The sequence below is a fragment of the Allorhizobium borbori genome, from assembly GCF_014196535.1.
Lineage (GTDB): Bacteria > Pseudomonadota > Alphaproteobacteria > Rhizobiales > Rhizobiaceae > Ectorhizobium > Ectorhizobium borbori.
On sequence record NZ_JACIDU010000013.1, the window covers coordinates 15,135 to 29,157 of the forward strand.

Annotated in this window: 15 protein-coding genes and 1 pseudogene; 10 read left to right on the forward strand and 6 right to left on the reverse strand. The window is 60.4% G+C overall.

All coding sequences use genetic code 11. The features are described from left to right. Positions 1-42: 42 nt before the first annotated feature. From cheT to visR, 4 genes are all read left to right on the forward strand, one after another. Positions 43-432, forward strand: a complete 390-nt coding sequence (cheT, locus tag GGQ66_RS15495; protein ID WP_183793642.1) for a chemotaxis protein CheT — start codon at positions 43-45, stop codon at positions 430-432. Between the two features lie 114 nt (positions 433-546). Then, complete coding sequence (gene fliF / locus GGQ66_RS15500) at positions 547-2,232, forward strand: flagellar basal-body MS-ring/collar protein FliF (protein WP_183793643.1); 1,686 nt, start codon at positions 547-549, stop codon at positions 2,230-2,232. A gap of 382 nt (positions 2,233-2,614) precedes the next feature. After that, on the forward strand, positions 2,615-3,325 hold the full coding sequence (visN, locus tag GGQ66_RS15505; protein ID WP_237358952.1) for a transcriptional regulator VisN: 711 nt from the start codon (positions 2,615-2,617) through the stop codon (positions 3,323-3,325). A gap of 17 nt (positions 3,326-3,342) precedes the next feature. Beyond that, positions 3,343-4,083: a transcriptional regulator VisR gene (gene visR, locus GGQ66_RS15510; protein WP_183793645.1), complete on the forward strand. Its 741-nt coding sequence runs from the start codon at positions 3,343-3,345 to the stop codon at positions 4,081-4,083. A 230-nt stretch (positions 4,084-4,313) separates the two neighbouring features. Here the strand turns inward: visR and GGQ66_RS15515 are convergent, their stop codons facing one another. The 6 genes from GGQ66_RS15515 to motA form a co-directional block, all read right to left on the reverse strand. Then, complete coding sequence (locus tag GGQ66_RS15515; RefSeq protein ID WP_183793646.1) at positions 4,314-4,778, reverse strand: BspJ family T4SS effector nucleomodulin; 465 nt, start codon at positions 4,776-4,778, stop codon at positions 4,314-4,316. Positions 4,779-4,782: 4 nt separating this feature from the next. Next, the gene (gene flhB / locus GGQ66_RS15520) at positions 4,783-5,862 is read right to left on the reverse strand and encodes a flagellar biosynthesis protein FlhB (RefSeq protein ID WP_183793647.1); all 1,080 of its coding nucleotides are present in this window, start codon (positions 5,860-5,862) and stop codon (positions 4,783-4,785) included. A gap of 171 nt (positions 5,863-6,033) precedes the next feature. After that, positions 6,034-7,071, reverse strand: coding sequence for a flagellar motor switch protein FliG (gene fliG, locus GGQ66_RS15525; RefSeq protein ID WP_183793648.1), 1,038 nt, complete (start codon positions 7,069-7,071; stop codon positions 6,034-6,036). Positions 7,072-7,102: 31 nt separating this feature from the next. Continuing rightward, positions 7,103-7,654 (reverse strand): flagellar motor switch protein FliN, encoded by a 552-nt coding sequence (fliN, locus tag GGQ66_RS15530; protein ID WP_183793649.1) that lies wholly within the window; start codon positions 7,652-7,654, stop codon positions 7,103-7,105. A gap of 63 nt (positions 7,655-7,717) precedes the next feature. After that, positions 7,718-8,668: a FliM/FliN family flagellar motor switch protein gene (locus GGQ66_RS15535; RefSeq protein ID WP_183793650.1), complete on the reverse strand. Its 951-nt coding sequence runs from the start codon at positions 8,666-8,668 to the stop codon at positions 7,718-7,720. Positions 8,669-8,672: 4 nt separating this feature from the next. Continuing rightward, positions 8,673-9,542 carry a flagellar motor stator protein MotA gene (motA, locus tag GGQ66_RS15540; RefSeq protein WP_183793651.1) on the reverse strand — a complete coding sequence of 290 codons (870 nt, stop codon included), beginning with the start codon at positions 9,540-9,542 and terminating at the stop codon, positions 8,673-8,675. A gap of 260 nt (positions 9,543-9,802) precedes the next feature. Here motA and flgF point away from each other — a divergent pair, with 260 nt between their 5' ends. The 6 genes and pseudogenes from flgF to fliE all read left to right on the forward strand — a co-directional run bounded on the left by flgF (position 9,803) and on the right by fliE (position 14,010). Then, the gene (gene flgF / locus GGQ66_RS15545) at positions 9,803-10,537 is read left to right on the forward strand and encodes a flagellar basal-body rod protein FlgF (protein ID WP_183793652.1); all 735 of its coding nucleotides are present in this window, start codon (positions 9,803-9,805) and stop codon (positions 10,535-10,537) included. 110 nt (positions 10,538-10,647) lie between these two features. Beyond that, positions 10,648-11,961, forward strand: a pseudogene (gene fliI, locus GGQ66_RS15550) (flagellar protein export ATPase FliI); the annotation flags it as partial. A gap of 11 nt (positions 11,962-11,972) precedes the next feature. Then, positions 11,973-12,536, forward strand: coding sequence for a flagellar protein (locus GGQ66_RS15555; protein WP_183793760.1), 564 nt, complete (start codon positions 11,973-11,975; stop codon positions 12,534-12,536). Positions 12,537-12,842: 306 nt separating this feature from the next. Beyond that, positions 12,843-13,232 carry a flagellar basal body rod protein FlgB gene (gene flgB / locus GGQ66_RS15560; RefSeq protein WP_183793654.1) on the forward strand — a complete coding sequence of 130 codons (390 nt, stop codon included), beginning with the start codon at positions 12,843-12,845 and terminating at the stop codon, positions 13,230-13,232. Positions 13,233-13,243: 11 nt separating this feature from the next. Continuing rightward, positions 13,244-13,663, forward strand: coding sequence for a flagellar basal body rod protein FlgC (gene flgC / locus GGQ66_RS15565; RefSeq protein WP_183793655.1), 420 nt, complete (start codon positions 13,244-13,246; stop codon positions 13,661-13,663). Positions 13,664-13,665: 2 nt separating this feature from the next. Continuing rightward, a complete protein-coding gene (gene fliE, locus GGQ66_RS15570) occupies positions 13,666-14,010 on the forward strand; it encodes a flagellar hook-basal body complex protein FliE (RefSeq protein WP_183793656.1) in 345 nt (114 codons plus the stop codon). Positions 14,011-14,023: the final 13 nt, after the last annotated feature.

The following is a 14,023-nucleotide window of genomic DNA, read 5'->3' on the forward strand; positions in this document are numbered from 1 at the left end:
AGGGCAGGCGAAATGCCGGCCGTGATGAGGATCGGAGCTGTTATGGAATTGGGAAAGACGCGAGAAGAGCCCGTCGAAGAGGCGCTTCCTGACGTTCTGATGCGGGTCGTTTCCGAACTGCATGACGTGGCTTACCTTATCGAACGGATCGAGCCCCAGCTTCTTGAAGTCATGGGCGAGGATGCCGTAGCGGCTTCACCGGACAGCATGAAGGTCCTGCAGGGCATTGACCTGACGGTTCAGAAAGTGCGCGGTCTGGCAGAGTTCATCGACACCATCACGGCCTCCATTCCGGCGGAATGGCAGATCGATCTGTCGACGGCGCTTAGCCTTATCAAACTGGCCGACATGCAACGCGCGCTTGCAACGGGTGTGCGTCATGGTCATTCCCAGCCACTGACCAAAGCGGCAGGAGATTTCGACTTCTTCTGATTTCGGCTCAAAAGGCTGAAAAGCGCCGAAGCGAAACGCTCGCACAAGTTTCGTTTCCTACCGTGCGACAGGGACAAAAGATGTCCACGGTTTGTTTGACGGCGCGAGAACAGAATGAATCTGTCAAATCAATTAGTTAAGCTTTACCAGAACCTGCTTGGTCTTGGTCAGAAGCGACTCGCCATCCTGGTAGGGGCGGCTGTTGTATCGCTGGGGCTTGTCGCCGCTGCGGCAATGTATGTGAACAAGCCCGGTTACGAGACGCTTTATGTCGGTCTCGAAGTCACCGATCTGAACAAGGTAAGCGTTGCGCTGGCGGAAACCGGCGTGAACTTCCAGGTCGGGACGGACGGGACGAGTATCAAGGTGCCGGTCGGTGAAACGGGCCGCGCACGATTGCTGCTTGCCGAACGTGGCCTGCCCGATAGCGCCAATGCGGGCTACGAACTCTTCGACAAGGTTGGCTCCCTCGGTCTGACATCCTTCATGCAGGAAGTCACTCGCGTCCGTGCCCTTGAGGGCGAAATCGGCCGCACCATCCAGCAGATCGGCGGCATTGCAGCCGCCCGCGTTCATATCGTGATGCCCGATGCCGGCAACTTCCGCCGCGGCGAGCAGAAGCCGACCGCGTCGGTCATGATCCGTGCGTCTTCCAGTGTCGGTCGCAAGTCCGCGCCCTCCATCCGCCACCTCGTTGCCTCGGCCGTTCCCGGCCTTGATGTCGCCGACGTAACCATTCTTGACTCGGCCGGCCAGCTTCTCGCTTCCGGTGATGAAGGCGGCAATACCTCGCTCGCCCGGTCGCTCGGTGTCGTCCAGTCGGTTCAGCAGGAAATCGAATCCAGTATCGACAAGGCGCTGGCACCGTTCCTCGGCATGGACAATTTCCGTTCGAGCGTCACCGCCGCCATCAACACCGACAGCCAGCAGATCCAGGAAACGGTTTACGATCCGGAATCGCGCGTCGAGCGCTCCGTTCGTACGACGAAGGAAGCGCAGAAGTCTGAATCGCGTCAGCAGGATTCGGCTGCAACCGTCGAACAGAACGTGCCGCAGGCCGCCCCCCAGGGCGGCGCAGGCGGTCCCGCTTCCTCCGATCAGTCGGACAAGAAGGAAGAGCAGACCAACTACGAAATCAACAGCCGCGTCACCGCGACTACCCGCAACAGCTACCAGATCGAGAAGGTCTCCGTCGCTGTCGTCGTGAACCGCGGTCGCATTGCCAAGATGGTCGGCGAGCCGATGGATCAGGCCAAGATCGATGCCTATCTGGCCGAAATGCAGAAGATCGTCGCCTCAGCCGCGGGCCTGAATACAGAGCGTGGCGATGTGGTCACCGTCACCGCTATGGAATTCCTCGAAAATCAGCTCCTCGATGAGGCTGCAGCCGGTCCGTCCATCATGGAGAACCTGAGCCGCAACATCGGTGGTATCATCAACGCGCTGGCCTTTGTCGCCGTCGCCTTCCTGGTGGTCTGGATGGGTATCCGCCCGCTGATCCGCGAAATCTCCGGCAAGACCGGCGCCGCCGGCGCAGGCGAAGTTGGCAGCGGCGGTCTGGAATTGCCGGACTTCGCGCCGCCGGAGCTCGGTGGCGACAACCCGGCACTCATGGAAGGTTTCGGCGCCGACTTCGGCTTCGACAGCACCGACGACCTGCTTACCGGTGGCGACGAGGAAGGTGGCTTCAACCGTCGCGTCAAGGAAGGTCCGGAACGTCGCCTCGCCCGCATGGTCGAGATCAGCGAAGAACGCGCCGCGAAAATCCTTCGGAAATGGGCTACCGAAAAGGCCGCCTGACAGAAAATGCCGCGCGCGAATTGATCTTGGTCAATTAAGCGGCGACTCATCTCTGCCATAAGTGTGGCGGAGATGAGAGCAAACAAAAGTACCGTTGATGTTCGTTGATGGGAAGGTTAGCGTTGCAATAGGGTTACCCCTGTTCATGAGCCCTTACCATTTGCCCGCAGCCTGTGAAATTTGATGGGAAGTCCGGCCTGAATGATGGCATTCTTGTGGCAGACTTCTACAATGCTAACGATTCGTGGGGGTATCCTTGGGGCAGATGATAGCCGTTCGCCAGAAGGAAGGGGACGAAGAGACTTCGAAGGCGGGACTTGTGGCCGGCGAAATGCTCGCCCGTGGGGTATGCGGAATGGAAGCAGAAAGTCTTGCGGGCTCGATGAATGGCGCACCGCTGGCTGTCTCCGGCGTGGTTCATACCCTGCCGCGTGAGCAGCTCATCCGCAGGCTGACCCAGCTTGCAGGCGTCGGGAATATCGACGAGGCCATGCGTTGTCTGACGGAATATGTCGGCGCTGCTCGCTTTCTCCTCGCCCGCTACGATCTGCTCCAGGAGCAGGGCCTCAACTTCATCGTCACTTCCAACTGGCCTTTCGATCTTGTGCGGCGCATCAGTACCGCCCTGTCCGATAACTACTCCCGCACGACGGAACTCGAAAAATGCGTCACGCTGCTGCAGCCGTCGTTCGAGCGGCTGCCGGCGGAGTGCCGCGCACCGCCCGGCATGTCGCAGCAATATTGTTCGCTGCTCTTCTGCGTCGGTCGCGTGCGTTTTGCCCTGCTGCTGCTGTTTGAGGATCAGATGATCCTGTCGCAGGAACGGCTGCGGGAGGCGGCGTTGCTGGCCGCCTATGGCGCGAGCTTCGTGGAAGGGCACGGTCAGCGCAATGACCGCGATTTCGAACTGACCGAGCGCGAAGTTGAATGCCTGTTCTGGATTGCCGAAGGCAAGACCAGCGATGAAATCGCGGTCATTCTCGGTATTTCGCGCAATACAATCAATAATTACATCACAAGCGTCATGCGTAAGACGGCGACGAAGACACGCTCCGAGGCGATCGCCTACGCTGTACGGAACAATCTCGTATGAGACGGGGAACTGTGATCATGCCTCAGCCAACCGATCCTTTGGGCCCTTCGGCGACGGAGACGTCGCTACTGAAGCGGGTCTCCAGCCGGTCGGATCTCTTTCCGCAATTCGTTGCGATGCAGAAGAAGCTGAAGGCGCGTAATTTTGCAGTTTTCCGCATGGCGGGCGGCGGCATGCCGAACCGTCGCAAGCTGGTCTGCGAGCTTGAGAATTTCGGTGCCTCAGCACTGGAAACCTGTGATCGCTTTCTCGAGGTGTACGGCACGACCCTGATCGAGCATCTGGACAAATCGCTGCTGCCCTTGATGTGGGGTGGTGTGGGTGAGGCCAGCTTTGCGGAGGCGCCGGAATTCGCCTCTCTGACGGTGCGCCTGTCGGCGGGCCTGCTGCCCTATGCCGGTATTGCGTTTCCGGTTCGTCTTGGCACCACGGGCAATGGTTACGTCATTTTCACGGCCGCTTCGCTCGATCTCGCCAGTGATGACATTATCGATCAGCATGTCAGAAGCTGCCGTCTGATGGCGGACCTTCTGACGCTGGATGAACGCCGGACCGGCCATGCCGAGGCGCTCAGCGAGCGCGAGGTTGCCTGTCTCCAACTGGCCGGCGACGGACGGATCAGTGAAGAAATTGCCGAAAAGCTCGGACTTTCGGTCCACACGGTCAATGCCTATCTGGGCTCCGCGGCGATCAAGCTCGATTCCGTCAACCGCATTCAGGCGATCGCCAAGGCGATCCGGCTTGGCTATATCCATTGACGATGTGATCGATTGCCCTTGGTGAAGATGCAGCGACGCGCCTTTTCGGCGCGTTTTCTTTTGCGCGTGCAGGGCCGCGACACGACGTGAAAACGTGCCGGCGATCACCCGGACGAGTGGCCCGTAATGCCTGGCATTTCGATTGCAGGGGAAAGGGGGGAGGGGATAGACCCGAAGCCCGTCATGGACCCAGGATTTTGGCCACAGGCTTGAAGCGCCTGTTCAGTCCGTCAGGCGGCGCGGTTTTCCTGGAAAACAGGGCCAGTCAGGCATTTGAAGTCCTTGATGAAGGAAGCTTCGCGCAGGCTCTCGACGAGGAAAGCCGTGTTTTCTTCCGGGTCTTCGGAAGGGCTCTGGAACGCGATGTGGTTGATGGCGATGCCCGCCTGATCAGCCTCGAGCGCAAGCTGCGCGTAGATGGTCACGCCGCGGGGCTTGATTTCCAGGTCGAGCGTGATCGACGGATGGGTATCCCAATCGAGCCTGAAATCGCCGCCCAGACCGAAATTCACGGTACCGGGAAGAAAATACAGCTCTGCTGCGGATGAAACGAGATCCGCCAGGTTGCCATGGCGTTCGAACCTGAGAAGCGAAATCAGGTCCGCTGCATCAAGCAATCTCAGCTCCGCTGCCACCGGGCTGATGGCCTCGGCGAGAATGGCTTCGCGTTTTTCGGAAAAAGGGCATTTTTTCATCAGGTTATGTGACCCGTTTGTTTTTCGGGCTGGTGGCGTATACCCGGTGGATCAGTTCCGCCACAGCCTTGTAGAAGACTGACGGGATGACACTATCCACCGAGACTTGCGCAAACATGGAGCGGGCGAGTGGCGGATCCTCGAAAATTGGGATGTCATTTTTCTCGGCAATTTCTCGAATCTTGAGCGCGATCAGGTCCTGACCCTTGGCCACGACGACCGGCGCATCGTTCTCCTCCTGTGCGTAGCGCAGCGCGATGGCGTAGTGGGTCGGGTTCGTGATGACGAGCGTGGCCCGCGGCACGGCATCGATCATGCGCCGCCGCGCACGGTCGCGCGCAACCGAGCGCTGGCGGGCCTTGACGATCGGGTCGCCCTGCGACTGCTTCATTTCGTCCTTGATTTCCTGCTTCGTCATTTTCAGGTCGGTGAACCACTTGTGACGCGTCCAGAAGACATCGACGATGGAGAGCGCGCCGGTTGCGAACAGGATGACGATCATCGATTTGCTGACGACGGAAAACAGCCGCGCGAAGATCGTTTCCGGCTCGGAAAACATGGCGTCGAGCGAGCGGAAGAAATCGTTGCGCAGCACGAAATACATGATCGCCGAAACGACGAGGATCTTGAACATTGACTTGCCGAACTCGACCATGCCCGGCAGGCTGTAAATCCGCCCGAAGCCGGAGATTGGTGAAAGGCGGGAAATCTGCGGCCTGATTCGCTCCAGAACGAAGCTGGGAAGGTTCTGCGCCACGGAGGCGATGATGCTGAACACGACGAACATGATGGCCGCCGGCAGCAGCAGAAGCGCACACTCCTTGGCAAGATGCACGAAAAGCGACACGACATCGTGGCTGGTTGTCAAACGCCACTGTTCGGGCTGCTCGAAAATGTCCTTCAGCGCCTCGCTTATGCGCACCAGGCCATCGGGCAGGAAGAAGAGGAGATACATATAGAAGGCGAGAGCAGAGGCGAAAATGGACACTTCGCGCGATGAGGGAAGATTACCCTTCTCTGCGGCGTCGCGCATCTTCTTGTCTGTCGGGGCTTCTGTTTTACTGTCCTTGTCTTCGTCCGACACCGCGCGCTCCCTGAGCAGGGCGCATCGTAACGGTCGTTCAAGCAGGGGCCCTGAGCGACATAACGTATAGCCGCTGCCCGTCCGCTTCAATGGATGGCGAACGGGCAGCGGTGCTTATCAACATGGTTCGGGAAAAAGTCCCCGGAAAATGCCGGGGTAGGGGCGGGCGGATCAGGCGGCCTCCTGGCCGCCTTCCTTGTCCTTTAGTTCGATCTGGCCGGAATTGGCGAGGCGGATGGCCTCCTGCGCCACGGCGCGACGTGCGATTGCGATTTCGCGCGGATTGATACCGGCAACGCCAGTGGACAGATCCGACTCGATCATGCGGCGCTGGCGCGGACTGATTGAGGCCAGCACGCATTCGCGGATGTCCGCTGCAGCCCCGCGCAGCGCCATCGTGAGAATGTCGCCGGCGATGTCGTTGAGAAGCATGACGCGGCTGCGCTGCGGCATCTGCAGGAGGTCTTCGAAGAGGAAGATCTTCGGGCGCACCTTATTGACGGCCTCGAGGCTGACCTGCTCCAGCGAGTTGAGCAGAGTATCGACCTGCGGCTTTTCCAGCTCGTTCATGAGGTCTGCGACCTTCGCCGAGCCGGTCGAGTTGCGTTCGGCCTCGATGTCGCGGATGAGTTCCATCACGCGGTTCTCGATGATTTGCGCGGCCTTGGGCGAAACTTCCTTCATGTTGACGGTGCGCTTCATGACGTCGGCGCGCAGCGCCTCGGGCAGTTGCAGCAGCACCTTTGCGCCGAAGGAGGAAGGCAGCATGGACAGGATATAGGCAATGGTCTGGGGATGCTCGCGCATCAGATAACGGCAGATGAAGGCCGGATCGGCATCCTGGAGGCGATCCCAGCCGGATTCCTCGTAGGCCTGGAAAGCGGTGCGCCGACCCAGAAGGCCATCGACCTCCTCGGGCGTCAGGCCGGCATCGAGAATGTTCTCGATGGCCTTCGCATTGTCCATGAGACCCGTGCCTTCCGTAAACAGGTCCTCGAATTCATTGACCAGCATGGTCAACTCGTCCGGCGGAATGGAACGAAGGGTCTGTGCAGATGAGATGATGACTTGCAGTTCGCTCTGCGTGAAATATTTCAGCAGTTTCCCGGCCACCGGTGTGCCCATGGCCAGAAGCACGGCCGCTGCCTTCTCCGCCCGGGAGAGTGGGGAACCTGGCAGGTTTGTGCCGAAATTGTCAAAGTCCATCATGGTCTTCCACCTTGTCTGTCCCGGTCAGGGATCAGGCTTTTCTCGTGCCGAGAACTTCAAGCAGCTTCACGCCGAAACGTGTGTCGTCACCTTCCAGGATCGTGATCTCGCCGCGGGCAATCCGGCGACCGTTCACCATGATATCGACCGGCTCGCCGATTCGTTTATCCAGGCCGATGATGGCCCCTTCTTCCAGCCCCATCAAGCTTGAAACCTGCATGCGGCTGGTGCCGAGCACGATCTGGACATCAATCGGGATGTCCATGATCAGATCGTGGTTGGCCGTCAGCGCGCTGCCTGGCGCCTTGACCGCGCCGGAAGAGGCCGCGTTGTCGGAGAAGGAGCTGCCGCCGAAGTCACCACCGCCGAAATCGCCGCCGCCGCCAAAGTCTCCGCCGCCGAAATCGCCACCACCGAAGGAGGGGGCGTCATCCAGGCCAAGGCCGCCGCCGAAGGAGACGTCGCCCTCCGCGTCGCTTTTCAGAACGCCGCGCAGATTGTCGATTGCACTGTCGAGAGCGTCGTCGCCCGCCGGTACGGGCAGGGCGTCGTCTTCGCTGATGGGAGTCGTTTTCTTTGCCATGACGTCATTATTCCTGTCGAAACTTGTCTGAAGCTGCCCGAACCTGTCAGGCGTCAAAAAATCTCATCCTTTCAGGAGGTGCCGAAGCAATTCCTCGTCGGACGTCGTGTTGTCCTTGATCCTGACCGTGTAACTCTGGCCGGAGCGACCGAACTCGCAGGCGTAGAGTTCCTTGCCGTTAGCGTTGACCTCCACATGGACATCCTCTTCGTCGAAAAAGGGAATGACATCGCCGGGCATCAGCCGGGCGATGGTGCCGAGCGTCAGTTCCGTCAGCTTGATCCGCGCTTCGAGCGTGACATGCGAGCGACGGACCTGTTCGGTCAAGTGATCGGCCCAATCCTTGCTGGCCTTGCTGGCGGGTGCGCCGCTTTTCGGCGGCGTAATCCGGGTCTTGAGAAGCGGTGTCTGCGGAACGACGAGAATGACTTCCGATTCGACCGGCGACAGTGTCACGGCCAGTCGGACCGCCAGTGCGAACACGCCATCGCGCTCTTCCTCATGGGCCACCCGGTCAGGCCGGTTGACGGGCGAAGAGAGAGCGGGTTCGAAGCCGCCGGGAACGGTGATCGCCGAACGCAGCACACCGGCCGCTTTCGACAGAATGATCGTTGCGGCGTCGAGTTCGATCTTCGACAGGGGGCGCTCTTCCGGATCGGCAATGTCCTCCGGGAGCGCGCCGAGCATATTCGCCATCAGCGAAATCGCCAGACCGTTGCCCGAGGCAATCACGAAATGCGGACACCAGTTGCGCTGGCTGACATCGACCGTCGTGAAATTCGGACCAATGCGCGAAACGAGTTCGCCGAAAGGTCCGGATTCGCAGCCGACATAGGAAACCGTGATCGGAAGACCGGTTTCGCTTTCGAAGACATCGGGCAGGAAGTCGGTGTATAGCGCACCGATCTCGGCGCCGATACGGTTCAGCAACTTCACATCGCCGAGCCCGCCCGTCAGCCGGGCGAGAACGATGGGGTCCATGGTCTGTTCGGTGGTTCGCGCCAGATCCGTCATGATCTCAAGCCGCCTTCTCTCCGCCGGGGTTCATCATTTCCTGCTCGACAGCATCGATCGACGGACGCTCATAGCCAGAGATCGTCTTGCGGCCGTATTCCAGGGCCACCTGCGGCACGGAGCCGTTCATGTAGGCAAGCAGGGTTTGCTTGACGACGATGTAGAGGCGGTGCTGCTTGGTGCGCACGATCTTGATCTGCTGGATGATCGGGTTGCAGAGGCAGTAGGAGAGGAAAATCCCGAGCATGGTGCCGACGAGGGCGGCGCCGATAAGGCCGCCGAGGACCGCCGGCGGTTCGTTGATCTTGGCCATGGCCTTGATAACGCCGAGAACGGCCGCGACGATACCGATGGCTGGGAAGCTGTCACCCACCGCCGTGATCGAGTGATACGGCTTCAGCTTGTCCGCCAGCATCGTTTCCATTTCCTCATCCATCAGCGCCTCGATTTCGTGGCTGCGGGCATTGCCGATGATGATGAGGCGAACATAGTCGCAGATGAAGGTGGTCAGGTCCTTGTTCTTCAGCACGGTCGGGGCCGACTGGAAGATCGAGGATTCTTCCGGGTTGTCGATATGCGCTTCGATTTCGTTGCGCGACTTCGTGCGCAGGTCGCGCATCAGGGAATAGAGCACGCCCAGAACATCGAGATATTCGCGTTCCTTCGGCACCTTGTAAGCGAAGGCTTCACCGATCGCCTTGCCGGAGTCCTTGATGACCTTCATCGGGTTACCCATGATGAAGACACCGACGCCGGCGCCGCCGATGATCACCAGCTCGAAAGGCTGGATCAGTGCATCGACGTGACCGCCCATCGCCATGAAGCCACCGAGGATACAGCCGACGGTGATCACGAATCCGATAATAATAATCATTGTTAGCTCGCAACCCACATGAATGTTCGAGCATCAGCGATAAGGGGCCTGCCTTGCGTGAGGCTGGCCCGAACCGGATTTTCCCCGCAAGGACCGACCCATGATTATGCCCATGCTTTTCTGGGGGGTGATATTGCAGCGCACGCTGTCAGCTTCGCGCAAGCCTTTATCCTTAACGAATGGTTAACGGGCGATCCCGCCCTTGTTCCAGCCGTGCGCCCTTTGTCTTGCGAACGGGCGTCTCCAGGGAGAAGAACTCGATGCAATCCGGTCTTTACGTCGCCATTTCCTCGCAGATCGCGCTTGAGAAGCGCCTGACGACGATTTCGGATAACATCGCCAATATGAATACGGCGGGCTTTCGCTCGACGGAAGTGAAGTTCGATGAGATCATGTCGCGGACGGGCAATGACCTGAACGCCAAGATTTCCTTCGTCTCGCAGGGCAATGACTATCTGAACACCCAGACCGGCCAGTTCAACCAGACCGGCAATCCGCTCGATTTCGCCATTCGTGGCGATGCGTGGTTCGCCATTCAGACCCCGGCAGGCCAGGTGCTGACGCGGGACGGCCGCTTCACCATGTCCCAGAACGGCGAGCTTCTGTCCACGCGCGGCTATCCGGTTCTCGATGCCGGCGGTTCGCCCATCCAGCTCGATCCGACGGCTGGCGCACCGAATGTGGGCGCCGATGGCCGCATCACCCAGAACGGCCGTGTCGTCGGTTCGCTCGGCCTTTTCACCGCCGATGTCACCCAGGGTTACCTGCGCTATGACAACAGCGGTGTCATCCCCAGCGGGGCGGCCCAGCCGGTTGTCGACGATGCCGGGGTCGGCGTCGTGCAGGGCTATATCGAACAGTCGAACGTCAACGCAATCGGCGAAATGACACAGCTCATTCAGGTCAATCGTGCGTTCGAAGGCGTTTCCTCCTTGATGCGCGATAGCGAGTCGAGCTTCGGCGAAGCTATCAAGACCCTCGGCGGCAGCCGTTGATACCCGGAGATCGGTAAACCATGCAGGATGCTGCGCCCGCTCATTCCGTTTCGACCGAACGCCTCGACCGCATGTCGGTTCTTGGCCGGCAGTTTGCCGATGCGGCGGCCACGGTCGCGCATGGCGGCCGGGTCCGCACGATTTCTTCGGGCTATTACACGGTCAGCGGGCTTTCCCGCCATGTTCGCCTCGGCGATTTCGTCACCCACCGCGGCGTGACGGGCGACCAGTTGGGCGAGGTGGTCCGGGTTGAGCCGGATCTCGTCTATGTCTGCCCCATCCAGCCGGGCGAACCCATCGGTATTCACGATGTCGTGTTGCGCAAGGGCGAATTCCGTCTTGCGCCCGACGACAGCTGGTGTGGCCGCGCGATCAACGCGCTGGGTGAGCCGATCGATGGCGGACCTGTTCTCACGCAGGGCGACGACCGCCGCTCGATCATCGCCAACGCACCGCCCTCGATGTTGCGCCGCCGCGTGGAACAGGGCTTCCGCACCGGTGTCCGCGCCGTCGACATCTTCACGCCGCTGTGCCTTGGCCAGCGTCTTGGCGTGTTTGCCGGCTCAGGCGTCGGCAAGTCCACCACACTGTCCATGCTGGCGCGCGCGGATGCCTTCGACAAGGTGGTGATCGCGCTGGTGGGGGAACGCGGCCGTGAGGTACGCGAGTTCATCGAAGATACGCTCGGCGACAACATGCAGAAGTCCATCGCGGTGGTTGCGACCAGCGATGAAAGCCCGATGCTGCGCAAGATGGCGCCGCTGGTTGCCATGACGATTGCCGAACATTTTCGTGACAAGGGCGAAAACGTCCTGTTCATCGCCGATAGCGTGACCCGTTTTGCCCATGCCATCCGCGAGGTGGCGATGGCCGCGGGCGAACCGCCCATCGCGCGTGGTTATCCGGCCTCCGTCTTCACCGAACTCCCGCGCCTTCTCGAACGGGCCGGTCCCGGTGCGGAAGGCACGGGCACCATCACCGCCATCATCTCGATCCTTGTCGATGGCGACAATCATAACGATCCCATCGCGGATTCGACGCGCGGTATTCTGGATGGCCATATCGTGCTCGATCGCGCACTGGCCGATGAAGGACGTTATCCGCCGGTCAATCCGCTATCCTCGATTTCGCGTCTCGCCCGCAAGGCCTGGACGCCGGATCAGGAAAAGCTCGTTTCGCGTCTGAAGGCGCTGATCAACCGCTTCGAAGAAACCCGCGATCTGCGTCTCATCGGCGGCTACCGGCCCGGTGCCGATCCCGATCTCGACATGGCCGTCAAGCAGGTGCCGGTCATCTACGAAATCCTGAAACAGTCACCGTCCGACAAGCCCGCCGCCGATGCCTATGCCGATCTTGCCGGCGCCTTGCGCGTTGCCGCATCCGGCGGGCAACCGGGTCGTCCGATGCAGGGAGCAATGCGATGAAGGGCATCAGCATGAACGACTTCGACGCGGACGAACCGGTCGCGCCGCTCAACCCGAAAGCACGGCCCAAGCGTCAGGCTCGGAGAACGGACAAGATTCTTGCCCTCACCGGCATCGGCCTGGCTGCGGCTGCGGCAGCGTTCCCGTGGTATGTCTTCTTCAACGAGGAAAAGTTCGGCATCCGCATTGCCGGATGGGAGCAGCTCGACAATCTGCCGGCGGATTCGGCTGCCCGCCGGCCCTTCGCCGTTTCCACGGCCATGCCCGCGCCTGAGAACCGTTCCATGGAACCCAATCAGGTTGATAACATGGTGACGGCGACGGTTTCCAATCTGGGCAAGGAAAAGGAAAAGGCGCCGCCGATGCAGGAGTCGCAGCCCATGCCGGGTCGCAGCGGCTTCCGGCTTCTGCATGTCGCCAATGGCCGTGCCCTCATCGAGGATGACAACGGCATGTATATGGTGCAGGTCGGTTCGATCCTGCCCGATGAAACCCGGCTGGCAACGGTCGAGAAACGCGGCGGCAAGTGGGTGATCGTTACCTCTTCCGGGGAAGTTTACACCGCGCCGAACTGATGTGTCGTGACGGGCTGCCGGCTGACCGGCGGCCGGGTGCTCTTCCGCACCCGTTGAGACAGGAATGGAGTGCCTTGTGCTCCCGTTTTCCTGTTCGCCCTCTGCCGGGATGATCCGGCAAACCAATGACTGGTCCCTGTTCGCCGCGCCGGCTCTGCCCGGACGCGGTTTTGCCGGTCGTTCGTCCCTTGACGCGCCCGCCGGTCGCCTCGTGCCGGTAGCCGGACGAAACAAGCGTTTTCCCGTAAGTCCCACGCAAGTTTACAGGACTAGTTTCACCGTCAATGAGTAGACGGAGAATTGTTCATGCAGCCGATTCAGCTCTTTGAAGTCGCATCGAAGCAGGCCGAATGGCTTTCGGTTCGCCAGAAGGTGGTCGCGACCAACATCGCCAACGCCAATACGCCGGAATACCGCGCCCGGGACGTGACGCCGTTCGAAACCGTGCTGAAGTCGAGCTATACGCCGATGGCGCGCACCAATCCCGCGCATCTGACCGGCGACACGCTCGGCTCCGACAAGGTCGGTATCGAGGAGGAAGGCCTGAACCAGGAAATCGGCATTCAGGAATCCGGCAATACCGTCGCGCTGGCCACCGAACTTGCCAAGACCGGCGAGATCAAGCGCCAGCACGATCTGAACACCCAGCTCGTCAAGAGCTTCCATTCCATGATGATGACTGTCGTCGCCCGGTAAAGGCAAATCGAATGATCGTAGATCCCCTGTCTGCATCCCTGAAGATCGCCGGTAGCGGCCTGGAAGCCCAGTCGACCCGCTTGCGTATCGTTTCGGAAAATATCGCGAACTCCCGCACCACCGGCGACACGCCCGGAGCGGAGCCCTATCGCCGCAAGACGATCACCTTCGGCGCGGAGGTCGACAAGGCTTCCGGTGCCACGCTGGTGGGCGTCAAGAAGCTCGGCACGGATCGCGGCAAGTTCACCGAGGAATACGATCCGAGCAATCCGGCAGCCGACAGCCGCGGCATCGTCAAGATGCCTAATGTCAACATGCTGATCGAGATGGCGGACATGCGCGAAGCAAACCGCACCTACGACGCAAATCTCCAGACCATCCGGCAGACGCGCGATCTCATCAGCGCGACGATCGACCTTCTGAAAGGCTAGTCATGATCGACAAAATTCAGGCCACCTCGTCCCTGTTCACCTCGGCCGCCGGTGCGGCAAAGGCCAGCGACAAGACGGAAAACTCGCTTCTCGGCACTGCGGTCAGCGCCGCTGCCAGCACGGTCGTCGGCCCAACCTTCGCGTCGGTGCTCGGCAACATGGCGAACGAAACGGTCAACACGCTGAAAAAGAGCGAAGGTGCGGCCTTCGCTGGCATTCAGGGTACGGCCTCCACCCGTGAGGTCGTCGATGCCATGCTGCAGGCCGACCAGTCGCTGAAGACCGCCATCGCCATTCGCGACAAGGTCGTCAACGCCTATCTCGAAATCACGAAAATGCAGATCTGACGGTTCGGAAGGA